Genomic DNA, 23,768 nt, shown 5'->3' with positions numbered 1-23,768 from the left:
AAGACCGGACGAGGATCTGTTTCCCCTCGTCCGGCCCGTTCGAACATGCCGGCGCCGATCGTCAGCCGCTGACCAGCACCAGCATCTGCCGGATCTGCTGGGTGCGGGACAGCTCGATGCGCTCGGCGAACTGCTTCACGGTCGCGTTCTGCCCGTTGGTCTTGAGCTGCTGCGCCATCTCCACCGCGTTGTGCTGGTGGGCGATGAGCAGGTTCAGGAACTTCGTCTCGAAGTCGGCGCCCGACGCGTCGCGCAGCGCCTTGAGCTGCTCCTCGCCGGTGGCCGGCTGCCCGCCGTGCGTGGCGTGGCCGCTGTGGTCGTCGGTGCCGGTGGCGGGTTCGTTCCAGCCGGTGAGCCAGCCGGTCATCCGGTCGACCTCCTCGGCCTCGGTGACGTCGATCGCGCCGGCGAGGTTGACCACGTCCTCGCGGACGCCCTTGGCCCGGCCGAGCCGCAGCATCTCCAGGCCCTGCCGCTGGTGGCCGATCATCATCTGCAGGAACAGCACGTCGTAGGCGTTGTGCGGCCCCTCGGCGACGGCCGCGACACCCTGCGGCGCCGGGGCCGCCGCCGGCCGGTTGACGTCCTTGCAGCCGGCGAGCAGCACGACCGCGGCGAGCAGCACCGCGCCGGCGCCGCGGAACCGGGTCATGGCGCTCATACCGGCAGCCAGAGGGCGAGGGTGTAGATCGGCTCCCACGTGTAGATCGACGTGTGCGACTGGCGGCACTGGTACCGCCGGCCGTCGTAGGTGACGGTGTCGCCGGTGCGGTACGTGACCCCGGCGGCCCACGCGGCGCCGCTCGGCGGCGGCGGTGCGGTGGTGGTCGGTGCCTTCGTCGGCGTGGCCGTGGCGGTCGCCGTCTGGGTCGGCCGGGTGGTCGCCGTGGCCGTCGGCTTCGGCGCGGTGGCGGTCGGCTTCGGCGTCGGCGTGCCCGTACCGCCGCCGCCGATCTGCAGGTCGACGCAGTTGTAGAAGGCGTTCACCGTGTCGGCGATGTTCCACACCGCGAGGACCGTCTGCCGCCCCGAGTAGCCGGCCAGGCTCACCTGGTGCGACACGGTCGCGTTCGGCTGCCTGCCGCCGTCGCTGAACTGCGCGATGCGGGTGTCGCCGATGAAGTACTCCCAGGTGCTGGTCGCGTGCCGGGCGGTCAGCACCCAGTTGAACGTCACCGACGTGCCGACCTGCGTGGCGGGCCAGTTGCGGCTGTTGTCGGCCAGCACCGCGAACTCCGGCTTGTCCGCGTTGCACGACCTGAGCCCTTTCGGCCCTTCGACGCTTTGCGGCTCGTACTGGATGGGACCGCAGTCGGCCACCTTCCCCTGCGCGCACAACGCCTGCCGGCTCGGTGGCGACGACACGTATCCGTGCGCCGAGGCGGGCGAGCCGAACCACAGGGATCCGGCCGCCGCACCCAGGGCGACCAGCGGATAGAGCACGGACCTACGCATTCGCAGACACCTTCCACACCATTGTTCGCGGGTGCGGAAAACGTATCGGAGCGGCGCTTAACGAGCCCTTCTGCGATTTGCAAATCCGGCCTAACGCGTATTTATGGCGGCGTTAAGTCGGCACGGAGATCCGCTCCGGGGCCGCGGTGTCCAGCGGCACGTGCGCGCCGGGGACCAGCCCCAGCTCGACCGCGGGCCGCCCGGCCACGGCGTCCAGGACCCAGTCGGCGACGACCCGACGCCGGTTGCCCGGCAGCGACCGCAGGTGGTAACCCCGGGTGAGGAACTTCGCCGGCCAGCCGGACAGCGTCAGGCCGAGCGGGTTCGCGGCGCCGTCGGGGCCGCCGAGGTCGACCAGGAACCCGAGGTCGCGGTGCTTGTACCGGCGCCGCCGCCCGATGCCGAACGACGCCGCCACGTTGTGCGCCACGACGGCGCCCTGCCGCACCGCGTGCTGGGCCGTCATCGGGGTCAGCCGCCCGGGCCTGGTCAGGTCGGGCACGGCGGCGGCGTCGCCGCAGGCGAACACGTCCGGGTACCCGGGCACCGTCAGGTACTCGTCGACGACGAGCCGGCCCTGCTCCGTGCGCAGCCCCAGGTCCTCGATCAGCGGGTCGGGCCGCACCCCGACGCACCAGATGAGGGTGCGGGTCGGCACGCTCCGCCCGTCGGTGAGCCGGACCCGGTCGGCGAGGGCCTCGGCCACGGAGCAGCCGGTGAGCACCTCGACGCCCCGCTCGCGCAGCACCCGGTCGGCGATGCGCGACAGCCGCGGCGACAGTTCCGGCAGCACCCGCGGCGCGACGTCCAGCAGCATCCAGCGGACCCGTTCGTGGGCGAGCTCCGGGTAGTGGCGCAGCTGGTCGCGTACGGCCAGCTGGCAGTGCGCGACGACCTCGGTGCCGGTGTAGCCGGCGCCGACCGCCACGAACGTGAGCCGGGCCGCGCGCTCGGCCGGGTCGCCCGTGTCGGCCGCCAGTTCGACCTGCCGGATCAGGTGGTCGCGCAGGTACAGCGCCTCCGGCACGCCGCGGAAACCGTGCGCGTGCTCGGCCAGGCCGGGGATCGGCAGCAGCTTGTTGACGCTGCCGGCGGCCAGCACCACCCGGTCGTAGCCGAGCCGCCGCTCGTCGCCGTCCGGGTCGCGGTAGCACACCTCGTGCCGCTCGGGGTCGACGTGCGTCGCCTCGCCGAGCACCAGCCGCACCCCGGGCAGCGCCGCCGGCAGCGACACGGTCACCCGCCGTGGCTCCAGCACGCCCGCCGCCACCTGCGGCAGCAGCGGCAGATACAGGAAGTAGTCGGTCGGGTTGAGCAGCGTGATCCGCGCGCGGCCGCGGGACATCCGGGCCAGCCGCCTGGCCGCGTGAAACCCCGCGAACCCGCCGCCGACCACCACGATGTGCGGTGCCATCCTCGCCTCCAGCTTCAGGTCATGAGCGTCACGCCGCCGGTACCCGTGTCGACGCGGCTCACGCCCGCCGCGCATGATCGCTGCCATGCTCACCGTCGTGCTGCGGACCGCTCAGGTCGCCCGGGTCCTCGCCGCCAGCACGCTCGGCCGGCTGCCGCTCGGCGCGGCGCCCGTCGCGCTGCTGCTCTTCGCCCGCGAGACACTGTCGATCGGCGCCGCGGGCGCGCTCGTCGGGGTGTACACGGCCGGGATCGCGGTCGGCGGGCCGGTCCTCGCCCGCGTCGCCGACCGGTTCCGGCAGCCGCCGGTGATGCTCGCCGGCGCCGCCGTGTCCACCGCCGGGTTCCTGCTGCTCGCCTCCGGGGTGCCGCTGTGGGCGGCGCTGCTCGCCGTGCTGCTCGCCGGGCTCGGCGCGCCGCCGTTCGAGGCCGGGCTGCGCGTGCTGTGGCGCACGCTGCTCGACGAGGAGCACGTGCCCACCGCGTACACCCTGGACATCGCGGTGCAGGAGCTCATCTTCATCTTCGGGCCGCTCGTCGCGGGCGCCTCCGTCGCGCTCGCCGGTCCGGCGGCGGGCCTGCTGGTGACGGCGGGTCTGCAGCTGCTCGGCACGCTCTGGTACGTGAGCACCCCGGTCGTGCGCGGCTGGCGCGGCGAGCACGCCGAGCGGCACTGGGCCGGCGCCCTGCGCTCGGGGCGGCTGCGGCTGCTGCTCGTCGCGGTCGTCCTCGTCGGCGCCGGCGTCGGCAGCCTGCCCGTCGCCGTGATCGACTACGCGGAGTCCGTCGGCAGCCGCGGCTGGTCGAGCTGGATCCTCGCCGCGCAGGCGACCGGCGCGCTCATCGGCGGCCTGGTCAACACCCGGGTCAAGGTCGACGGGCGGCGGCTGCCGCTGCTGGCCGGGTGCCTCGGCCTCGGCTACGCGCCCCTGCTGCTCACCCCGTCCTCGCCGGTACTGCTGCTGCTCCTGGCCGTGGTCTCGGGGCTGTTCCTGCCGCCGTTCCTCGCCGCGACGTTCGTCACCGTCGACCGGATCGCCCCGGTGGGCACCGCGGCGGAGGCGTTCGCCTGGGTGGCCACCGCGTTCTCCGTCGGCGCCGCGGCGGGGGCGGCGGTGGACGGCGCGATCCTGGACGCCACCACCGGCCCGCGGATCGGGTTCCTGCTGTCGCCGCTGGTCATCATCGTCGCGGCGCCGTTGCTGGTGCCCCTGGCGAGGCACGTGCGGGCCACCACCGGCTGACCCGCGGGCGCGCCGTCGCCGTCGCCGTGGTCGTGGTCGGCTCGGCCGGTGTGTCCGGTCGGTCCCGTCTCTCGACACGTTCGAGCGCAGGGCACCGTATTTGTCCGAAATAACCGGAAAATCAGGTTTACTGGCTAGTGTCGAAAGCAGCGCGGCGGCCACCGGTTGGAACAACGGGGGACGGTGGACGTCGCGGCAGCGGCGGGTCCGGGGCGGCAACGGTGCCACCCGGGCCCGTTCGGCATTTCGCGTACAGTTCCGGGGTGACCCCGCACGACCCCACCCTCGTCTCCACCCCTGCTCCCCGGGCCGCGCAGCCCTCCGACGAGCTGGCCGGCGTCTTCGACGACGCCTTCGCCAGCGACGCCGCGGACCCCGAGGACCTCGGCCCGGGCGTCGACCCGGAGCGCATGGCCATCTGCCTCGCCGTGTTCGAGGAGCTGCAGGACCTGCCGCCCGACCACCCGGACGTCCAGCGGGTCCGGCGGGCGACGTCACATCTGTACAAGAGCGTCAAACGGCAGCGGCGCAGCGAGCGGCGAGCCGCGATCACCGAGGCGGACCGGGCCGTGACCGCGGCCACCGCCACCGGGGCGCCCGGCCGGATCGACGACGAGACGCAGGGCATCGCCCTGGTCTCACCGACCGCCGGCGCGACCGCGGGCCGCCTGCTGCGGGCGCGTTCCTGCTACACGTGCAAGGAGCGCTACGTCGACGTCGACGCGTTCTACCACCAGCTGTGCCCGTCGTGCGCCAGGATCAACCGGCAGCGCCGCGACGCCCGCACGGACCTGACCGGCCGGCGGGCCCTGCTGACCGGCGGCCGCGCGAAGATCGGCATGTACATCGCGCTGCGCCTGCTGCGTGACGGCGCCCACACGACGATCACGACCCGCTTCCCGAACGACGCCGTGCGCCGCTTCGCGGCGATGCCCGACAGCGCCGACTGGCTGCACCGGCTGCGCATCATCGGCATCGACCTGCGCGACCCGGCCCAGGTCGTGGCGCTCGCCGACGACGTCGCCGCCCAGGGCCCCCTCGACATCCTCATCAACAACGCCGCGCAGACGGTGAAGCGGGCCCCGGGCTCCTACTCGCACCTGGTCGCCGCGGAGTCCGTGCCGGTCGAGCTCGACGGCCCGATGCCGGAGACGCTGACGTTCCACAAGGCCGACCCGCATGCCGAGCTGACCCTCGAGGCCGGCTCGTCGCCGCTGATCCCGCCGGACGCCCTGACCGCGCTCGCGCTGACCAGCCGGTCCGCGACCCCGGAGCGGATCGCCGCCCTCACCGCGATCGACGCGGGCGGGCTCGTCCCGGACCTCGCCGAGATCAACAGCTGGACCCAGCGCGTCCACGAGGTCGACCCGCTCGAGCTGCTCGAGGTCCAGCTCTGCAACGTGACGGCGCCGTTCATCCTCGTCAGCCGCCTGCGCCCGGCCCTGGCCGCGTCCCCGGCCCGCCGCAAGTACGTGGTGAACGTGTCCGCGATGGAGGGCCAGTTCAGCCGCCGGTACAAGGGCCCCGGTCACCCGCACACGAACATGGCCAAGGCCGCCCTGAACATGCTGACCCGCACCAGCGCCGAGGAGATGCTCACCGAGGGCATCCTCATGACGGCCGTGGACACCGGCTGGATCACCGACGAGCGACCGCACCCCACGAAGATGCGCCTGCACGAGGAGGGCTTCCACGCTCCCCTCGACCTCACCGACGGCGCCGCCCGCGTCTACGACCCGATCGTCCGCGGCGAGCAGGGCGAGGATCTGTACGGCTGCTTCCTGAAGGACTACAACCCGTCCGCGTGGTGATCGACGCCCGGCGCCGGCCCGCCGGCCGGCGCCGGGCCCGGGTCGGGGTGGTGCCGGGGCGCCGGAGCCGGGCGCGGCAGGCGTGGCACGGTGGGTCGGCGGGCGGCACGCACGCCGTCCGGCTCACCGGCGAAAGGCAGCGCCGCGAACCGGCATCATCCGGGAGCCATCCGACGGGCCGGGCGCGTCAGCGCAGCTGGTACGACAGGGTGAACTTGCCGACCTGGACCTCGTCGCCGTCCTTCAGCGTGGCGCTCTTGACCCGCTCACCGTTGACATACGTGCCGTTGAGGCTGCCCAGGTCGAGGGTCGAGTAGCCGAAACCGCTCGGGTTGCGGTGGAACTCGACGTGCTTGCGGGAGACCGTGTTGTCGTCCAGGACGATCTGGTTGGCGGAGTCGCGGCCGCAGCGGCAGACCTCGCCGTCCAGGGCGAACTCGGCGCCCGCCTCGGCGCCCTTGCGGATCAGCAGGGTGGCCCGGCCGGACGGGAGCTTCTCCATGTGGGCGGTCAGGTCGAGGGGCTGCGTCGCGCCCTCGGGGGCGGCGACGGACGCCTGGGCCAGCAGCTCCTCGCTGGTGATGATCGGGACCCGCCAGTGCCGGGCCAGGGCGATCGCCTCGAGGGGGGCGGCGGGCACCCGGATGCCGTCGCCGAGGATGAGCTGGAACGGGCCGTGCGCGGCGACGACCTCGATCGCGCGCAGCGGGGCGCCCAGTGCGGTCAGCGCCCGCTGGAACAGCTCGGCGCTGACCGGCTCGACCAGGTCGCGCGGGCCGCCCTCGACCGCGAACTGCAGGTGGCGGCCGGTCTGCTCATCCTTGAGCAGCACCATCGGACGGCTCTGCCAGGTCTGAGCCCGCACACCAACGACGACGAGCTCTCGCATCCCCGGGCCTCCCGTGTCCGACGGTCAACTTTGATGTGCCGCTAACGGTACCGGGCGACGCCTCGCTTTCAGAAATGCCAGCCCCGCCGCTGCGTCGCCTGCCGCACCCAGTCGTCGACCTGGGCGGGCCAGTTGACGCCCGCCGCCTGCGCGTGACCGACCTGGAAGCGGCTGATCGTGTCGTGGCCCTCGCTGATGAACCCGCCACGCTTGTCGAACTCGATGATGACCTGCGTGCCGTGCGGGTCGGTGACGAAGGTGACCTCGACCTCGTTGATGCGGCTGGCGTACTGGTGCGCCGCGTAGAACTCGATCTCCTGGTAGAACGGCAGCGTCTGGTGCACGCCGTGGATGTGGCCGCGCTCCAGGTCGGCGGCCTTGAACCGGAAGCCGAGCTGGCCGAACGCGTCGAGGATGGCGCCCTGCACCGGCAGCGGGTGCACGTTGATCGGGTCGAGGTCGCCCTTGTCGAGCGCCCGGGCGACCTCCAGCTCGGTGCGCACGCCCATGGTCATGCCGTGCAGGCGCTGGCCGTACATGTGGGTGATCGGGGTCTCCCACGGCACCGGCAGCTGGAACGGCACCGCGTGCTGCATGCCGGGGCCGAGGCGGAACCCGCCGGTCAGCTGCTGGCGCTGGAACTCCACGGTCGCGTCGTACTCACTGTCGGCGCCCTCGACCTCGACCCGCGTCTGCAGCGCGACGACGATCCGCTCGACCTCGACCTCGTGGTCGCCGCCGGCGAAGCGGACCTGACCGGAGACGTAACCGCCCGGCTGCACGTCGGGGCTGTCCAGGACGGTGTCGACGGTCGGACCACCGACACCGAGTGCGCGACGCAGGCTCTTGAAGACCATTCGCGGAGACTAACACGCGACGCTGTAGGGTTGGCTGATGTCCAGACTGCTGCGGATCGGGGAGCTGGCGAACCTCGCGGGCGTGTCCACCCGCACGGTCGACTTCTACACCGGGCTCGGCCTGATCGAGCCGTCCGAGCGCACCGCCGGCAACTTCCGCCTCTACAGCGCCGACTGCGTCGACCGCATCGCGGCGATCAGGGCCCTGGAGGCCAACGGGGTGAGCCTCGCCGACATGGCGGTGGCCCTCGGCCCGGGGCAGGGCGACCTGCCGGGTCAGCTGACGCAGCTGCAGGTCGACCTGGACACGCTGCGGGAGGCGGCCGCCCATTCCGGCCCGGCCGCCCACCAGCTGCTGCTCGCCCTCACCGCCCGCCTGCAGTCGCTGATCACCACCGCCATCGAGGTCACCGGCAGCCTGCCGCCGATGTAGCGGTGTCGCACGGCGCGGCGCCGGCCGTACGGTGACCGCGGCGGGCGGGCGGGTCAGACCCGGATCAGCTCGGCGACCCGCTGGCCGTGCTCGGCGGCCTTCGCGTGCCCGGTCCGCAGCGACTCGGCGGCGAGCCCGCGCAGCGGCGCCATCGCGGGCGTGACGTCGGCGAGGGTCAGCTCGGCCTCGGCGACGTGCAGGTCCAGGCCGAACACCTCGCCCAGGATCCGGCGCAGGTACGGCGTGACGTGGTCCCAGCCCTCCTTCGGCGTGCCCGGTCCGTAGCCGCCGCCCCGGCTCAGCGTGAGGACGGCCGGCTTGCCGGCCAGCGGCCGGTCACCCTGCAGGCCCAGCCGCGGGTGCATGAGCACCAGGTCGATCCAGGTCTTGACCTGCGCCGGCAGGTTCCAGTTGTACAGCGGCACCGCGAACAGGAACGCGTCGGCGGCGAGCAGCTCGGCGCCGAGCCGGTCGACGAGGTCCCGGGCGTCGTCGGCGGGTGGCGCGGCCGGGTCGACGGCGGCGCGCGCCAGGGCGGTCCACGCGTCCGACGGCAGCGGCTGGACGCCCAGGTCACGCCGGGTGACGACGGCGTCGTGGTGCTCGGCGAGCCACGCCTGCTCGGCGGTGTCGGCGAGCGCGCGGCTCACGGATCCGGTGGTGCGGACGCTCGCGTCGAGTCGGAACAGGTGCATGGTGCGGTCCCCCTCAGGAGTTAGGCTGTTTCGCAGAAAGTCTGCATCGCAGAACATCTTCCCGCAAGAGTGAGTGAGCCGCTTATCATTGCGGGCATGACGCAGGCGCCGGAGGTCCACGACGAGCTCCAGTCGGACCTCGGCTGGGCACTCGGCGTCGTGCTGCGCGCCTACGCCAAGGGCGCCGGCAACGTCATCGCCGGCGTCCCCGGCGGCCCCCGCGGCTACCAGGTCCTCGCCGCCGCCGTCGCCGGCGCCGAGGGCACCCAGCTCGCCCTGGCCAACAAACTCGGCGTCGACCGCACCGTCATGACCTACCTGCTCGACGACCTGGAGCAGGCCGGCCTCATCGAGCGCCGGCCCGACCCCGCCGACCGCCGCGCCCGGCGCATCGTCGCCACCGACGCCGGCCGCGCCACCATGTGCGAGCTGCAGGGCAAGCTCGCCCACGTGGAGACCCGCGTCCTGAGCGCCCTCGCCGAGCCCGAACGCGCCCTCTTCCGCGATCTGCTGCGCAAGGTCGCCACCCGCGTCGACGAGCACGACCCCGTCGCCGACGCCTGCACCGTCGTCGAGGAGCTCACCGACGTCCCACCGACCGCCCGCACCCGCCGCCGCAAGCCCTAGACGCCACGGTGGGCGATGCGGTGACAACGTTCTGGTCTCATTGCCGCGTCTGACGTCATGAGGTCGGCATACTTGGAGCGGACCACTGGTCGAGCAGTGAGGAACGTCGGGTCGCGATGATGCTGCAACGCCGGTATCGGCTCGAGCGGCTGATCGGCGCCGGTGCCACCAGCGAGGTCTGGCAGGGCCACGACGAGCTCCTGCGCCGCCAGGTCGCGGTCCGCCTCCTGCGCGCCGACCGCGCCGAGCTCGCCGACCTGTTCCTCGCCGAGGGCCGCGCCGCCGCCCGGCTCACCCACGCCAACGTCGCCGCCGTGTACGACGTCGGCACCGTCGAGCTGCCCGGCCGCGGCGACGTGCCGTACGTGGTCATGGAACACGTCGACGGCGGCACCGTCGCCGACCGGCTCCGCCACGGCCCCCTCACCCCCGACGAGGCCGCCCGCGTCGGCGCCCAGGTCGGCGCCGCCCTCGCCCACGCCCACGGCCAGTGGGTCACCCACGGCGCGCTCACCGCCGCCAAGATCGCCCTCACCGACGTCGGCGCGAAGGTGTTCGGGTTCACCGACCGCCGCGGCGACGACCCGCACGACGTCAGCCACGACGTGTACGACCTGGGCCACCTCCTGCGCGCCGCCCTCGCCGCACCGCACGCCGACGGGCCCGCCGCCGACACCGCCGTGCCCGCCGACCTGGCCGCCCTGATCGACCGGTGCGCGCACCGCGACCCCGCGCTGCGCCCCGGCAGCGACGAGGCGGCCCTCACGTTCGCCCGCATCGCCGGCACCCGGGTCGACCTGCCCGCCTGGTACACGCTGTCCACCGACGACGACGCCACCACCCTCGCCGGCCGGGCCGCGTCCGCCGGGCGGCCGAACCCGGCGCGCCGGCCGTCGGTCCTGCCGCGGGCGTTCCCGCCGGTGCGGCTGCGCCGCGCCGACGGCTCCGGGTTCGGCCTCGGCGCCGGCGGTGCCGCCGCCGTCGGCGGGGTGCTGCGCCCGTGGATCAGGCCCGCGACCGAGCTCGGCGCCCGGTCCGCGGCGCACACCAGGATCGTGCTGGGCCGGCTGCCGTTCGGGGCACAGTCGCGGTCCCGGTCCGCGGCGGCGCTCAACGACGTCACCCTCGTCGACCTGCGCTCGGCCCGTTCAGCCGCGCCCGCCGCCGCTGCCGCTGGGGCGCATCGCGGCACCGGTCCGTTCCGCCGGGGCGCGTCGTCACGCCGGGGCGGGGCGCGGGGTGTCTCCGGCGCGTCGGACGTTTCCGGCGTGGCGTCGGGCATGTACGGCGTGGCGTCGGACGGCGCCGATGCTTCCGGCGCGGCCCCGGCCGTGCGGGGGCGGCGGTGGGCGGTGCGGGCGGCCGTCGGGGCCGCCGTCGCGGGGATCGTGTCGTTCGCCGCGGTCGCCGCCCTCGGCCAGCACCAGGCGGAAGGGCGACCACCGTCGAGCGGGTCGGTGCAGACCGCGGCGGCCGCCGCCAGCGGTGTGCCGGCCGCCACGACCACGACCCAGGCGCCCGCACCGCCGGTCGTCACCACCACCACGACCCACCCGCAGACCCAGCCGACGACCCGCCCGCCGGCGACCCGCCCGACCTCCGGCCGCCCGTCGACGTCGGCGCCGGCGAGCCCGTCCGCGTCGCCGTCGGGCTCCGCGTCGGCGTCACCGTCGGCGTCCGCGTCCCCGTCGGGCTCGCCGTCGCCGTCCGGGTCGCCGGCTCCGTCAGCGTCCGCGTCGCCGTCACCGTCGATGTCCCCGACCGGCGAGTGACCGGCGGCCCGGCCACGCGGCGCCGGGTCAGGTTGGCCGCCGCGCCGGGTTGGCCGCCGCGCCGGGGTGGCCGTCCCGTCGGGGCAGCGCCGGGTCAGGGTGGTCGCGGGGTCACGGGGTCCAGCGCGGGTCGCGGCCGCTGAGGCCGAGCACCCTGGCGAGGGTCGGCGCGGTGGCGGGCACCGGGACCTCAGCGGCGTACACGCCCATCTGGCGGCCCAGCTCCGCGGAGCGGGCGACCTCGTCGTACACCCGCAGCAGCAGCGCGTCGTCCCAGTGCGGGTCGACGTCCGCCGCGCGGGCCAGGTCCCAGCCGTGCAGGACCAGCTCACCGAGGACCATCCCACCGACCAGGTCCGCGGGCAGCTCCATCGGCCCGCCCATCCTGGTGACACCCCGCCACGCCGCCGGGTCACCCCACGCCGCGGCGAGCCCGTCGACCTGGGCACGCAGCCGGGCCCGCCAGTCGCCGCCGGTACGGTCGACCTCTTGCCCAGGCTCCAGCGCCTCCTTCCGCGCCGCCGCGACCAGCGACGGCCCCCACTGCAGCAGGTGGTTGACCAGCGCCCGCACGTCCCACCCGGCACACGGCGTCGGCGCGTCCAGCGAACCGACCTCGTCCACGATCTTCCCGGCCACCGCCGCGGCGGCACCGATGAGCTGATGTCCGTCCATCCCGCCGACGGTAGGCGCCCCGCCGCGCCCCGGTCTTGGACAAACGCGACGGCTAGGGTGTGATCCCGTGCGCGACCCGAGGGAGCTGTCCGGCGCGTGGTCGGCGTTCCAGCACCACGGCGCCGCCGCAGCGCCCCCACCCCTGACCGGCGTCGTCGCCCGCTACTGGTGGGCCCGCTGGGACCTGCGCGGCCAGCCCGCGTACCGGCAGCTGCTCCCGCCGACCCCGGCCGTCCACCTGACGTTCCCCACCGACGGCGCCCCGGTCCTGCGCGGCGTCCACCGCCGCCACTTCCACCGCGTCCTGTCCGGCGCCGGCGGCGTGCTCGGGGTCGCGTTCGTGCCCGGGACGTTCCGCCGCTTCCTCGGCGCCCCCGTCAGCACCCTGACCGACCGCACCGTCCCCGCCGCCGACGTGTTCGGCCCCGACCTGCCCACCGTCGCCACCGCCGGGCCCGCCGGGACGGCCGCCGTGGACGCGTTCCTGACCGCCCGGCTCCCGACCGACCCGGCGGGCGACGAGGTGGCCACCTGGGTACGGCACGCGTCGCAGACCCCTGACCTGCGCCGCGTCGACGACTTCGCGGTCGTGTGCGGTGTCGGCGTACGCCGCATGCAGCGCCTCTTCGCCGAACACGTCGGGGCGAGCCCGAAGTGGCTGCTGCGCCGCCTCCGCCTCCAGGAGGTCACCGACGCCCTGGCCGCGGCGCCGGGCGCCCCGGTCGACTGGGCCGGCCTCGCCGCCGACCTCGGCTACGTCGACCAGGCCCACCTGAGCAGGGACTTCACCGCGATGTTCGGCGAACCCCCGACCGCGTACGCCGCCCGCTACTGACCTTCGGACGCGGGCACGGCTGCTGACCGCCCGGCTCGGGTGCTGGCCGCCTGACCGGGTGGAGCGCCCCGCTGCTGAGCCGCCCGGTCCGGCGCACCGCCAGCTGCTGACCGCCCAGCTTCGGCGCTGGCAGCCTGGCCGAATGGGGCGCCTGCTGGTCACCACCTGGCTCGGGCAATGACTGCCTGGCTTGGGCGCAGGGTCCGCTGCTGAGTGCCTGGCTCGGGCCGCTGGCTGCCCGGCCGGTCGGGGCGCCCCCGGTGAGCGTGTGGCCGGGCGCGGCGCCGGCTGCTGACCGCCCGGTGCGGCGCCGACCATCCTGGGCGTCGAGGCGCCCCAGGGCCCGCACCCCCGCCCCGGGCCGGGGCGGGGTGGTGCGGGCATGGCCGGCGAGGCGCCGCGGTGCGGGTGGTGGCGGGCAGGGCGTAGGGTGGCGGGCGATGTTTGCGCTGCGCACCAGGCTTGCGGGTGTCGTCGTGCTGGTGGCGCTCGGCGTCGCCGGCTGCGGCGGCGACCCTGACCCGACCAGCACCTCGACGACGCCCGGCGCGTCCTCCTCGCCGGGGCGGCAGGTCACCGACGACCCGTCGGGCCTCCCACCGTCGCCGGGCGCCAGCGGCACCGCCGCCGGAGCGTCCCCCGGCGGCCCGGCCGGCGCCGCGTCCGGCGGGCAGGCGGTCAAGCACGCGTTCCCGGTGCAGGGCAAGGCCTCCTACAGCCGCACCCACCACGACTACCCGGCCAGCGACATCATCGCCGCCTGCGGCCTCACCGCGGTGTCACCGGTCGACGGCACGGTCCTCGAGGTGACGCGGACCGATACGTACCAGGCGAAGGTCAACGACGGAGCGACCCGCGGCGGCCTGTCCGTGTCGATCCTCGGCGGCGACGGCGTGCGCTACTACATGTCCCACTTCTCCTCGATCGACCAGGGCGTCGAGGCGGGCACCCCGGTCCGGGCGGGCCAGCCGGTGGCGAAGGTCGGCCGGACCGGCGACGCGAGCGCCTGCCACATCCACTTCGGCCTGTCCCCGGCGTGCCAGAAGACCGGCGACTGGTGGACGCGGCGCGGAGTGATCTGGCCGTGGGCCTACCTCGACGCGTGGAAGGCCGGCACCGCGAAGTCCCCGGTCGCCGACGTCGAGCAGTGGCAGCGCCAGCACGGCTGCCCGACCAAGCCGCTCGTCAACCCGTGACCCGCCCGCGACCGCACTGACCAGCCCGGCGGCAGCGGCGCCGTCCCGCACGGCGACGCGACCCGGGAGCACAGACCAGACCGCGACACACCGCAGACCCGGCCGCGGACACCGCAGACCTGGGCCGCGGTGCCGCTGCCCGCACGGCCTGGTCAGTCGTAGCAGAGGCAGAACGGGTGGCCCGACGGGTCGCTATACACCCGGAAGCCCGCCTCCTTGGTCGACAGCAGCGTCGCGCCCAGTTGGAGCGCCTTGGCCTCGGCGGCGTCGATGTCGTCCACCTGGATGTCGAGGTGGATCTGCTGCGGGCGGTCGGGGTCGGGCCACTGTGGTGGGCGCAGGTCGGGCGCGTGCTGGAAGCTGAGCTTCGTGGTGCCGTCGCCGATGTCGACCCAGTCGCCGTCGACGCGGGTGATCGGCAGGTCGAGCAGCTCGGAGTAGAACCGGGCGAGGGCCTGCGGGTCGGGTGAGTCGAGCACCACCGAGGTGAGTTTCGCCGTCATGCCTCCATCGTGCCCGAGGGGTGTGACAAAAAACTTTGGGCTTGGATGGCGGTGATCGCGACCGTGTTCACGATGTCCTTGACGGTGGCGCCGCGGGACAGGTCGTTGACGGGTTTGCGCAGGCCCTGCATGACGGGGCCGACCGCGACCGCGCCGGCGGAGCGTTGCACGGCCTTGTACGTGTTGTTGCCCGTGTTCAGGTCCGGGAACACGAACACGGTGGCCTGCCCGGCGACGGTGCTGCCGGGCAGTTTCGTGGCGGCGACGGCGGGGTCGACGGCGGCGTCGTACTGGATGGGGCCCTCGACCGGCAGCTCGGGGCGCCGGCCGCGCACCAGTGCCGTGGCGGAGGCGACCTTCGTGACGTCGGCGCCGGCGCCGGACGTACCGGTGGAGTAGGACAGCATCGCGACGCGCGGGTCGATGCCGAACTGGGCGGCGGTCGTCGCCGAGGACAGGGCGATGTCGGCGAGCTGCTCGGCGTCCGGGTCGGGGTTGACGGCGCAGTCGCCGTACACGAGGACCCGGTCGGGCAGGAGCATGAAGAAGACACTGGAGGCGACGCTCAGCCCCGGCACCGTCTTGATGATCTCGAACGCGGGGCGGATCGTCGCGGCGGTCGTGTGCGTGGCGCCGGAGACCATGCCGTCGGCGAGGCCGAGGTGGACCATCATCGTGCCGAAGTAGCTGACGTCGCGGACCACGTCGCGGGCCAGGTCCAGCGTGACACCTTTGTGGGCGCGCAGCTGGGCGTACACGGGAGCGAACCGCTCCAGCAGGTCCGACGTCGCCGGGTCGATCACCGTGGCGGCGGAGATGTCCAGACCGAGGTCGCGGGCCTTCGCGGCGATCACCGCCGGGTCGCCGAGCAGGGTCAGCGCGGCGACGCCCCGGCGCAGCAGGATGTCGGCCGCGCGCAGGATCCGTTCCTCGGTACCTTCGGGCAGGACCAGGTGCCGGCGGGCGGCGCGGGCACGGTCGATCAGGTCGTACTCGAACATCAGCGGCGTGACCCGCGTCGACGCGGTCAGCTCCAGCGCGTCGGCGAGGGCGGCCGTGTCGACGTTCGACTCGAACGCGCCGAGCGCCGCCGCGACCTTCCGCGGGTTGTCCGGGCTCAGCCGGTGCTCCATCCGCGTCGACGCGGCGATCGTGTCGTAGCTCGCCGCCGGCACCGACAGCACCGCCAGCCCCGTGTTGAGCCGTTCGAACAGCGCGAGCGCCGTCTTGTCCGGGGCGATGCCGAGCGTGAGCACGATCCCGGCGAGCGGCACGGTGCCGGAGGCGTGCGCGGCGGCCGCGGCGACGAGCAGGTCGGCCCGGTCACCTGGGGTGATCAGCAGGCAGTTGTCGGTCAGGTGCGACAGCAGCGCCGGTACCTGCGCGGCGCCGACGACGTAGTCGAGCACGTCGCGCTCCAGGGAGGCGGGACCGGCGCTGAGGACGCTGGCGCCGAGCGCGGCGGCGACCTCCGCGACGGTCGGCGCCGCGACCGTCGCCACGTTCGGGATCGTGTAACAGGGGACCGGCAGCGCCGGCGGCGGCAGCGACGTCTTGTTGACGATGACGGCGGCGACGGTCGCGTCGAGGTCGACCAGCGCGTGGTACGCCTGCCGCGCCACCGACCCGACCGTCGCGTCGTCGAGGTCGGCCCCGTTGACGACGGCGACCACGACCGCGCCGAACTCGTTGGCGAGCCGGGCGTTGAGCGCCAGCGTCGGTGACTGCTCGTCGTCGAGGTCGCTGCCGATCACCACCACCGCGTCGTGGTCGCGGGCGATCGGCCGGAACCGCTCCACGATCCGCCCGACGAGGCCCTCCCCGTCGCCCGCGGACAGCATCCCGGCCGCCTCCGCCGCCGTCACCCCGAACAGCTGCTGGTCGTCGAGGCCGATGTGGTACCGCGACCGCAGCAACGCCAGCGTCGGATCCGGTGCGGCACCGTCGACGAACGGCCGGAACACGCCGATCCTCGGCACCTTCCGCGACAACAGCTCGGCCAGCCCGAGCGCGACGGCGGACTTGCCGGATCCAGGTCCGTGTTCGACCAGGTACACGATGCGTGCCACACCAGTAGTCTGCCTGTCATGATCCTCGTGCTCAACAGCGGCTCCTCGTCGGTGAAGTTCCAGGTCGTCGACCTCGCCGCCCCTTCGGGGTCCGCCGGCCCGCGGGGTTCGGTCGAGCGCATCGGCGAGCCGGGGGGCGTGCCGGACCACGCGGCGGCGCTCACCCAGATCCTCGGCGGCCTCGACGCCGCCGGCATCACCGCCGTCGGGCACCGCATCGTGCACGGCGGCTCCAGATTCACCGCGCCCGCGCTCGTCGACGACGCGATGCTGGCGGTGCTGCGGGAGCTGACCCCGCTCGCGCCCCTGCACAACCCGGGCGGCATCGCCGGGATCGAGGCAGCCCGCGCCGCCCTGCCCGGCGTGCCGCACGTGGCCGTGTTCGACACCGCGTTCCACGCGACGCTGCCGGAGGCGGCCCGCACGTACGCCCTCGACCGCGAGCTGTCCGCCCGGCACGGGATCCGCCGGTACGGCTTCCACGGCACCTCCTGCGACATCGTGTCCCGCCGCACCGCCGACCTGCTCGGCCGCCCCCTCACCGAGCTCAACATGATCGTGCTCCACCTGGGCAACGGCGCGAGCGCCACCGCCGTCGAAGGCGGCCGCAGCGTCGAGACCTCCATGGGCCTCACCCCCCTGGAAGGCCTCGTCATGGGCACCCGCTCCGGCGACATCGACCCCGCCGTCCTCAGCTACCTGCACCGCGCCGCCGGCCTGGACCCCGCCGCCGCCGAGGAGCAGCTGCAACGCCACGGCGGCCTGCGCGGCCTCGCCGGCGCCAACGACATGCGCACCGTGCTGGAGCGGCGCGCCGCGGGTGACGCCGCCGCGACGCTCGCCTTCGACGTGTACTGCCACCGGATCCGCAAGTACGTCGGCGCGTACCACGCCGTGCTCGGCCGCCTCGACGCGGTCGTGTTCACCGCCGGCGTGGGCGAGCACGCGGCCCCCGTCCGCGCGGCTGCGTTGGACGGGCTGCAGGGCTGGGGGATCACCGTGGACCCGGACCGCAACGCGGCCCACGCGCGGGTGATCTCGCCGGACGGTGCGCGGGTGGCGGTGTGCGTGGTGCCGACGGACGAGGAGCGGGCGATCGCGGAGCAGGTGCGGGCGGCGGTCGGGTCGTCAGGGTCGGGGTGATCGCGGTCGAGGGGTGCGTGGGGGCGGGGTAAACTACGGTGGGTAGTGACGTCGGAGATCAATTTCCTACGGTGGTCTAGGGTTGCTTGTGAAGCGGCCAGGCAGCCCGGCCCGGTGGTTCGCCTGTGCGGTTGGTGGGCGGGTCGGCTGCCTTGATCTATCTGGTGACGTGGTCGACGGGGTGACGGCCGGTGGGCGTACGCACGGGCGTGGTGGGGTCGGTGTGGTGGGGTTGGGCCTGACGGGGTTGGTGCCGGAGCGGGGTTGGTGGCGGTAATGAGAGCTGGCGGAGCGCGACGGGGGAGCCGGCTGGCGGAGCTGGCAGGCGACGCGGGCTGATGGTGCTCGGCAGGACTCGGCCAGGCGCGCGGTGTTGAGAGGCCAGGCGGGCGATGCTGACAGGTCAGCCTGGGCGGTGTTGAGAGGCCAGCTGGGCGGTGCCGTGAGGCCAGCCGGGCGCGGGGTGCCGTGAGGCCAGCCGGGTTCGGCGCCTGAGACAGACCAGGAGTCGAGGTCAGCCGGGACCGGGAACCCGTTCGTGGTCAGGTCCGTCGGAGCGCATGCTGGGCGACCGCCAGGGCGCATGCCGGGGCCGAATGCCGAGGCACACGCCGCGCCTACCGGCCGAACCGGACCGACCGACGCCGACCCACGATGCTGGCCCGCGCCGGCGCACAAGCTGCCGCGCGCCAGCGCAGGCAGTGCGACCGCGCAGCGGTCGCATGGGGGTGCGGGTGGGAACCCCCGCCGCCGCGCCGCAGGCGCGGCAGCCAGCACAGCACGGCTCAGCGCCAGCCGCGGGGGTGGTTGGCGGTGCGGGGGCCGCTGCCGCGGGCGGCTGAGCCGGCGGCCTCCGCGAGGATGTCCGCCAGGTCGTCGAAGCCGTCGCGGACCAGGCCGGCCGTCACGCGGACGTGGTCGCTGTCGAGGTGGCTCACCTCGAACGGGGCGCCCGGGGCGACCGCGATGCCGTGGGCGGCCAGGGTCAGCATCGCCACCTGCTGGTTGGCGACGGCCATCCAGAGGTTGATGCCGTCGCCGGCGGTCGCGGTGACGCCGCGGGCGTCGAGGGCGTCGAGCAGGGCGGTGCGGCGGCGGGCGTACTCGTCGCGGGCGTACGCGATCTGGTCCACTGTGGACGGGTCGGTGAGCAGCTCGACGAGGACGGCCTGCAGCAGGCGGCTGGACCAGCCGGGGCCGAGCAGGCGGCGGTCGGTGACGGCGGTGACCACGTCGGCCGGGCCGCCGATCGCGGCGAGGCGCAGGTCGGGGCCGTGGCTCTTGGAGAAGCTCAGCACGTGCACGGTGCGGTCGGGCAGGCGGCGGCCGAGGCTGACCGGGGGTGCGGTGGCGATGTCGCCGGCGTGGTCGTCCTCGATGACGGTGACGGCGGGGTGTTTGGCCAGGACGCGGGCGAGCTTGTCGGCGCGCGCCTGGGTCATGCTGGCGCCGGTCGGGTTGTGGGCGCGGGGCTGCAGGTACACGGCGACCGGCTCGTACGTCTGCAGGGCCGCGGCGAGGGCCTCGGGCCGCATCCCGTGCTCGTCGATGGCGACGCCGACGACGGTGGCGCCGACGGCTTCGAGCAGGTCCAGCACCGGTGGGAACGCCGGGTTCTCGACGAGGACGTGGTCGCCGAAGCGGACCACGGTGCCGGTGATCCGGTCGAGCGCGTCCAGCGCGCCGTCGACGACGGTGAGCTGTTCGGGTGGGAACGGCCAGCGGGACCGCAGCGCCGTCTCCAGGGACGGTAGGACCGCGCCGTCGAGGTAGCTGGTGGTGAGGCGGGCGTCGCCGATGCGGCGCAGGGCGTCGGTCAGCGACGGCAGCAGGTCGTAGTCGGGCACACCGGTCGAGTAGTCCCGCACGAGTCCCGCACCGAGTTCGCCGACGCGGCCGCCGAGCTGCGCGTACCGCAGCCGTTGTCGTGGCAGGGACGGGCCGGCGACGAACGTGCCGGACCGGCCGCGGGTCTGGATGGCGCCGGCGCGGGCCAGGCTGCGCCACGCCTCGGACACGGTGGTGGGGCTGATGCCGAGCTCGCGCGCGACGTCCCGCACGGTGGGCAGGCGGGAGCCGGCGGGCAGTGTCCCGGCGGTCACCAGGCGGCTGACGGCGGCGGCGATTCCCCGGGCGCTGCGGTCGTCGACCGCCCCGGCGATGAGCGCGAGCAAATTACATCTCCGAAACATTCTGTAACGCTTGGACCATTGTCCGCCTAGATTTGTGTCGTTAGTGTCCTACGGCATCCGACCCGAGACAAGGTCAACGCCGCAGAAGCCCAGCTGTCACAAGGCACCAACACCCGCCAAGAGCCCAGAGAGGGGCAGCCATGGCAGACGTGATCCGGGCCGCCATCGTCCAGACGAACTGGACCGGCGACAAAGAATCGATGATCAAGGCGCACGAGGACTACGCGCGGCAGGCCGCCGCGCAGGGTGCGAAGGTGATCTGCTTCCAGGAGCTGTTCTACGGTCCCTATTTCTGCCAGGTGCAGGACAAGGCCTACTACGAGTACGCCGAGTCCGTTCCCGGCCCCACCACCGAACGCTTCCAGGCCCTGGCCAGGGGGCTGGGCATGGTGATGGTGCTGCCGATGTACGAGCAGGAGCAGCCGGGCGTGCTCTACAACACCGCGGCCGTGGTCGATGCCGACGGCAGCTACCTGGGCAAGTACCGCAAGAACCACATTCCGCAGGTGAAGGGCTTCTGGGAGAAGTTCTACTTCCGCCCCGGCAACCTTGGCTACCCGGTCTTCGACACGGCGGTCGGCAAGGTCGGCGTCTACATCTGCTACGACCGGCACTTCCCGGAGGGCTGGCGGGCGCTGGGCCTCAACGGCGCGCAGATCGTGTTCAACCCGTCCGCGACCAGCCGTGGCCTGTCGGCCTACCTGTGGCAGCTGGAGCAGCCGGCGAGCGCGGTGGCCAACGAGTACTTCATCGGCGCGATCAACCGCACCGGCATCGAGGACCTCGGCGACAACGACTTCTACGGCACGTCCTACTTCGTCGACCCGGAGGGCAAGTTCGTCGGTGAGGTCGGCGACGCGCACAACCCGGAGCTGATCGTGCGGGACCTCGACATGGGTCTGCTCGCCGAGGTCAGGGACCGATGGCAGTTCTACCGGGACCGCCGCCCGGACGCGTACGGGGACCTGGTGAAACCGTGAGCGGCTCGCAGCGGAGCGGAGCAGCCGCTCACCAGCAGGCGCAGTTCGTCGAGCGGTGCCGGAGCGAAGCGGAGGCGGCGCGATGATCCTGATCAAGGGCGGGACCGTGATCGGTCCCACGGGTGCGATCCCGGCCGAAGTGCTCGTCGTCGGCGAGCAGGTCTCGGCGGTCTTCGCCCCGGGGCAGGGGCCGCAGGAGGGCGACTTCGAGACGCTCGACGCGACCGGCAAGTACGTCATCCCCGGCGGCGTCGACGCGCACACGCACATGGAGCTGCCGTTCGGCGGCACGTTCGCCAGCGACACGTTCGACACCGGCACCCGCGCCGCCGCGTGGGGCGGCACGACCACGATCATCGACTTCGCGGTGCAGCGCACCGGGGAGGTCGTGCAGGACGGCCTGGCCGCCTGGCACGGCAAAGCCGACGGCAACTGCCACATCGACTACGCGTTCCACATGATCCTCGGCGGGGTCGACGACGAGTCGCTCAAGGCCATGGACACCCTCGTCGCCGACGAGGGGATCACCAGCTTCAAGCTGTTCATGGCGTACCCGGGTGTCTTCTACAGCGACGACGGCCAGATCCTGCGCGCGATGCAGAAGGCCCGCGACAACGGCGCCATGATCATGATGCACGCGGAGAACGGGCCGGCGATCGACGTGCTCGTCAAGCAGGCCCTGGAGCGCGGCGAGACCGACCCGATCCACCACGGCCTCACCCGCCCGGAGGCCCTGGAGGCGGAGGCGACCAGCCGCGCCATCTGGCTCGCCGGGGTCGCCGCCGACTGCCCGCTGTACATCGTGCACCTGTCCGCCAGCAAGGCCCTCGAGCAGGTCGCCGCCGCCCGCGACCTCGGCCGCAACGTGTTCGCCGAGACCTGCCCGCAGTACCTGTACCTCACCCTCGAGGACCAGCTCGGCGCGCCCGGGTTCGAGGGCGCCAAGTGGGTGTGCTCGACGCCGCTGCGCAGCAAGCACGAGACGCACCGCGCCGACCTGTGGCGGGGCCTGCGCAGCAACGACCTGTCCGTGGTGTCGACCGACCACTGCCCCTTCTGCTTCAAGGACCAGAAGGAGCTCGGCATCGGCGACTTCTCGAAGATCCCCAACGGCATCGGCAGCGTCGAGCACCGCGTCGACCTGCTGTACCAGGGTGTCGTCGACGGCAAGCTCAGCCTCGCCCGCTGGGTGGAGACGATCGCGACGACCCCCGCGCGCATGTTCGGCCTGTACCCGAGGAAGGGCATCATCGCGCCCGGCTCCGACGCCGACATCGTGCTCTACGACCCGGCGGCCCGCACCCGCATCAGCGTCGAGAACCACCACATGAACATGGACCATTCCGCCTGGGAAGGGTACGAGATCGCCGGCAAGGTCGACACCGTCATGTCCCGCGGACGGGTGATCGTGAAGGACGGCGCGTACCACGGCGCCAAGGGCCACGGGCAGTTCGTCCGCCGCGGACTCTCCGACTATCTCCTCTGAAAGGCACCACATGCGTGAGATCAAGCACTGGCTCGACGGCGCCGCCGTCGAGGGCACCAGTGGCAGGCAGTTGCCGGTCTGGGACCCGGCGACCGGCGAGCAGCAGGCGTACGTGGTCGCCGCCACCAAGGAGGAGACCGACCGGGCGGTCGCCAGCGCCCTGAAGGCGTTCCCGGCGTGGCGGGCCGCGTCGCTGTCGCGGCGGGCCGAGGTCATGTTCCGGTTCCGGGAGCTCGTCGACGCCAACCGCAAGGAGATCGCGGCGCTGGTCAGCAAGGAGCACGGCAAGACCGAGGCCGACGCCGCCGGTGAGCTGGCCCGCGGGCTGGAGAACATCGAGTTCGCCACCGGCGCGCCGCACCTGCTCAAGGGCGGCTACAGCGAGCAGGCGTCCAGCGGTGTCGACGTGTACTCGATCCGCCAGCCGCTCGGGGTCGTCGCCGGGATCACCCCGTTCAACTTCCCGGCGATGGTACCGATGTGGATGTTCGCCAACGCGCTCGTCTGCGGCAACACGTTCGTGCTCAAACCCAGCGAGAAGGACCCGTCGGTCTCGCTGCTGCTGGCCGACCTGCTGCGGCAGGCGGGGCTGCCCGACGGCGTGTTCAACGTCGTGCAGGGCGACCGGGAGGCCGTGGAGACCCTGCTGAGCCACCCCGACGTGCAGGCGTTGAGTTTCGTCGGCTCGACCCCGATCGCGAAGGCGGTCTACGAGGCGGGCACCCGGGCCGGCAAGCGGGTCCAGGCGCTCGGCGGGGCGAAGAACCACATGGTCGTGCTGCCCGACGCGGACGTCGACAGCGCCGCCGACGCCGCCGTGTCCGCCGGGTACGGCTCGGCGGGGGAGCGGTGCATGGCGATCTCCGTCGTCGTGGCCGTCGGTGCCGTCGCCGACCCGCTCGTCGCGGCGATCAGCGAGCGGATCGGCCGGATCGCGGTCGGCCCGGCCAGCGACCCGGCCGCGGAGATGGGCCCGCTCATCACCCGCGAGCACCGCGACAAGGTCGCCGGGTACCTGGCCGGCACCACCGCCGACATCGTCGTCGACGGCCGCGAGGCACCGGTCAGCAGCGGGCCCGGCTTCTTCCTCGGCGCGTCCCTGGTGGACCGGGTCAGCACCGACGAGGCGCTGTACACCGACGAGATCTTCGGGCCGGTCCTGTCCGTGGTGCGGGTCGACAGCTACGACGAGGCCGTCAAACTCGTCAACGACAACGAGTACGGCAACGGCACCGCCATCTTCACCCGCGACGGCGGGGCGGCCCGGCGGTTCCAGTACGACGTGGTCTGCGGCATGGTCGGCGTCAACGTGCCGGTGCCGGTCCCGGTCGCCTACTACAGCTTCGGCGGCTGGAAGTCCTCGCTCTTCGGCGACCTGCACATGTACGGGCCCGAAGGGATCCAGTTCTACACGCGCAGCAAGGTCGTCACCTCCCGCTGGCCGGACCCGGCCACGTCGGAGGTCGACCTCGGCTTCCCGAAGGTGCGGTGAC

20 protein-coding genes and 1 pseudogene are annotated in these 23,768 nt (G+C 73.6%); 11 read left to right on the top strand and 10 right to left on the bottom strand.

The window, feature by feature from the left end:
• Positions 1–61: 61 nt before the first annotated feature.
• The 3 genes from OP18_RS23185 to OP18_RS23175 all read right to left on the bottom strand — a co-directional run bounded on the left by OP18_RS23185 (position 62) and on the right by OP18_RS23175 (position 2,869).
• Positions 62–661, bottom strand: a complete 600-nt coding sequence (locus OP18_RS23185; protein ID WP_052387175.1) for a DUF305 domain-containing protein — start codon at positions 659–661, stop codon at positions 62–64.
• Positions 658–1,455, bottom strand: a complete 798-nt coding sequence (locus tag OP18_RS23180; protein ID WP_033361101.1) for a lytic polysaccharide monooxygenase — start codon at positions 1,453–1,455, stop codon at positions 658–660. The genes OP18_RS23185 and OP18_RS23180 overlap by 4 nt, the downstream gene beginning before the upstream one ends.
• Positions 1,456–1,567: 112 nt before the next feature.
• Positions 1,568–2,869: an NAD(P)/FAD-dependent oxidoreductase gene (locus tag OP18_RS23175; protein ID WP_033361100.1), complete on the bottom strand. Its 1,302-nt coding sequence runs from the start codon at positions 2,867–2,869 to the stop codon at positions 1,568–1,570.
• An 85-nt stretch (positions 2,870–2,954) separates the two neighbouring features.
• Between OP18_RS23175 and OP18_RS23170 the strand changes: the two genes are divergently transcribed.
• Together OP18_RS23170 and OP18_RS23165 are read left to right on the top strand one after the other, a co-directional pair.
• Positions 2,955–4,112: an MFS transporter gene (locus OP18_RS23170; RefSeq protein WP_052387174.1), complete on the top strand. Its 1,158-nt coding sequence runs from the start codon at positions 2,955–2,957 to the stop codon at positions 4,110–4,112.
• A 410-nt stretch (positions 4,113–4,522) separates the two neighbouring features.
• Positions 4,523–5,923 carry an SDR family NAD(P)-dependent oxidoreductase gene (locus OP18_RS23165; protein WP_033361267.1) on the top strand — a complete coding sequence of 467 codons (1,401 nt, stop codon included), beginning with the start codon at positions 4,523–4,525 and terminating at the stop codon, positions 5,921–5,923.
• Positions 5,924–6,110: 187 nt separating this feature from the next.
• Here OP18_RS23165 and OP18_RS55435 read toward each other — a convergent pair whose 3' ends face one another.
• Positions 6,111–6,812: a bifunctional nuclease domain-containing protein gene (locus OP18_RS55435; protein WP_081971028.1), complete on the bottom strand. Its 702-nt coding sequence runs from the start codon at positions 6,810–6,812 to the stop codon at positions 6,111–6,113.
• A gap of 80 nt (positions 6,813–6,892) precedes the next feature.
• A pseudogene (locus OP18_RS23155) lies at positions 6,893–7,669 on the bottom strand (sporulation protein); the annotation flags it as partial.
• 37 nt (positions 7,670–7,706) lie between these two features.
• On the opposite strand from OP18_RS23155, the gene OP18_RS23150 reads away from it, so the two are divergent.
• On the top strand, positions 7,707–8,102 hold the full coding sequence (locus OP18_RS23150; RefSeq protein ID WP_033361098.1) for a MerR family transcriptional regulator: 396 nt from the start codon (positions 7,707–7,709) through the stop codon (positions 8,100–8,102).
• Between the two features lie 53 nt (positions 8,103–8,155).
• On the opposite strand, the gene OP18_RS23145 is transcribed toward OP18_RS23150, so the two are convergent.
• Entirely contained in the window at positions 8,156–8,797 is a 642-nt protein-coding gene (locus tag OP18_RS23145; protein ID WP_033361097.1) for an FMN-dependent NADH-azoreductase, read from the bottom strand.
• A 96-nt stretch (positions 8,798–8,893) separates the two neighbouring features.
• Here OP18_RS23145 and OP18_RS23140 point away from each other — a divergent pair, with 96 nt between their 5' ends.
• Positions 8,894–9,424, top strand: a complete 531-nt coding sequence (locus OP18_RS23140; protein WP_033361096.1) for a MarR family winged helix-turn-helix transcriptional regulator — start codon at positions 8,894–8,896, stop codon at positions 9,422–9,424.
• Between the two features lie 116 nt (positions 9,425–9,540).
• Positions 9,541–11,196, top strand: coding sequence for a protein kinase domain-containing protein (locus OP18_RS23135; protein ID WP_033361095.1), 1,656 nt, complete (start codon positions 9,541–9,543; stop codon positions 11,194–11,196).
• A gap of 111 nt (positions 11,197–11,307) precedes the next feature.
• Here the strand turns inward: OP18_RS23135 and OP18_RS23130 are convergent, their stop codons facing one another.
• Positions 11,308–11,871 (bottom strand): TIGR03086 family metal-binding protein, encoded by a 564-nt coding sequence (locus OP18_RS23130; protein ID WP_033361094.1) that lies wholly within the window; start codon positions 11,869–11,871, stop codon positions 11,308–11,310.
• A gap of 67 nt (positions 11,872–11,938) precedes the next feature.
• Here OP18_RS23130 and OP18_RS23125 point away from each other — a divergent pair, with 67 nt between their 5' ends.
• Both OP18_RS23125 and OP18_RS23120 read left to right on the top strand, forming a co-directional pair.
• Positions 11,939–12,706, top strand: coding sequence for an AraC family transcriptional regulator (locus OP18_RS23125; RefSeq protein ID WP_211273642.1), 768 nt, complete (start codon positions 11,939–11,941; stop codon positions 12,704–12,706).
• 440 nt (positions 12,707–13,146) lie between these two features.
• The gene (locus OP18_RS23120) at positions 13,147–13,902 is read left to right on the top strand and encodes a M23 family metallopeptidase (protein WP_033361093.1); all 756 of its coding nucleotides are present in this window, start codon (positions 13,147–13,149) and stop codon (positions 13,900–13,902) included.
• A 152-nt stretch (positions 13,903–14,054) separates the two neighbouring features.
• On the opposite strand, the gene OP18_RS23115 is transcribed toward OP18_RS23120, so the two are convergent.
• Together OP18_RS23115 and pta are read right to left on the bottom strand one after the other, a co-directional pair.
• Positions 14,055–14,405 carry a VOC family protein gene (locus OP18_RS23115; RefSeq protein ID WP_033361092.1) on the bottom strand — a complete coding sequence of 117 codons (351 nt, stop codon included), beginning with the start codon at positions 14,403–14,405 and terminating at the stop codon, positions 14,055–14,057.
• Positions 14,402–16,474: a phosphate acetyltransferase gene (gene pta / locus OP18_RS23110; RefSeq protein ID WP_052387172.1), complete on the bottom strand. Its 2,073-nt coding sequence runs from the start codon at positions 16,472–16,474 to the stop codon at positions 14,402–14,404. The genes OP18_RS23115 and pta overlap by 4 nt, the downstream gene beginning before the upstream one ends.
• Positions 16,475–16,492: 18 nt before the next feature.
• On the opposite strand from pta, the gene OP18_RS23105 reads away from it, so the two are divergent.
• Positions 16,493–17,617, top strand: coding sequence for an acetate/propionate family kinase (locus OP18_RS23105; protein ID WP_033361091.1), 1,125 nt, complete (start codon positions 16,493–16,495; stop codon positions 17,615–17,617).
• A gap of 785 nt (positions 17,618–18,402) precedes the next feature.
• Here OP18_RS23105 and OP18_RS23100 read toward each other — a convergent pair.
• Positions 18,403–19,791, bottom strand: a complete 1,389-nt coding sequence (locus tag OP18_RS23100) for an aminotransferase-like domain-containing protein (RefSeq protein WP_033361090.1) — start codon at positions 19,789–19,791, stop codon at positions 18,403–18,405.
• Positions 19,792–19,949: 158 nt separating this feature from the next.
• Between OP18_RS23100 and OP18_RS23095 the strand changes: the two genes are divergently transcribed.
• From OP18_RS23095 to OP18_RS23085, 3 genes are all read left to right on the top strand, one after another.
• A complete protein-coding gene (locus OP18_RS23095; RefSeq protein ID WP_033361089.1) occupies positions 19,950–20,789 on the top strand; it encodes a nitrilase-related carbon-nitrogen hydrolase in 840 nt (279 codons plus the stop codon).
• Positions 20,790–20,871: 82 nt separating this feature from the next.
• Complete coding sequence (hydA, locus tag OP18_RS23090) at positions 20,872–22,275, top strand: dihydropyrimidinase (protein WP_033361088.1); 1,404 nt, start codon at positions 20,872–20,874, stop codon at positions 22,273–22,275.
• A 10-nt stretch (positions 22,276–22,285) separates the two neighbouring features.
• Positions 22,286–23,767: a CoA-acylating methylmalonate-semialdehyde dehydrogenase gene (locus OP18_RS23085; protein WP_033361087.1), complete on the top strand. Its 1,482-nt coding sequence runs from the start codon at positions 22,286–22,288 to the stop codon at positions 23,765–23,767.
• Position 23,768 lies beyond the last annotated feature (1 nt).

Origin of the sequence: Dactylosporangium aurantiacum, from assembly GCF_000716715.1 — a bacterium.
Classification (GTDB): Bacteria; Actinomycetota; Actinomycetes; order Mycobacteriales; family Micromonosporaceae; genus Dactylosporangium; species Dactylosporangium aurantiacum.
The sequence above is the reverse complement of the archived record's forward strand: the minus strand, read 5'-3'. Positions and strand labels throughout refer to the sequence as shown.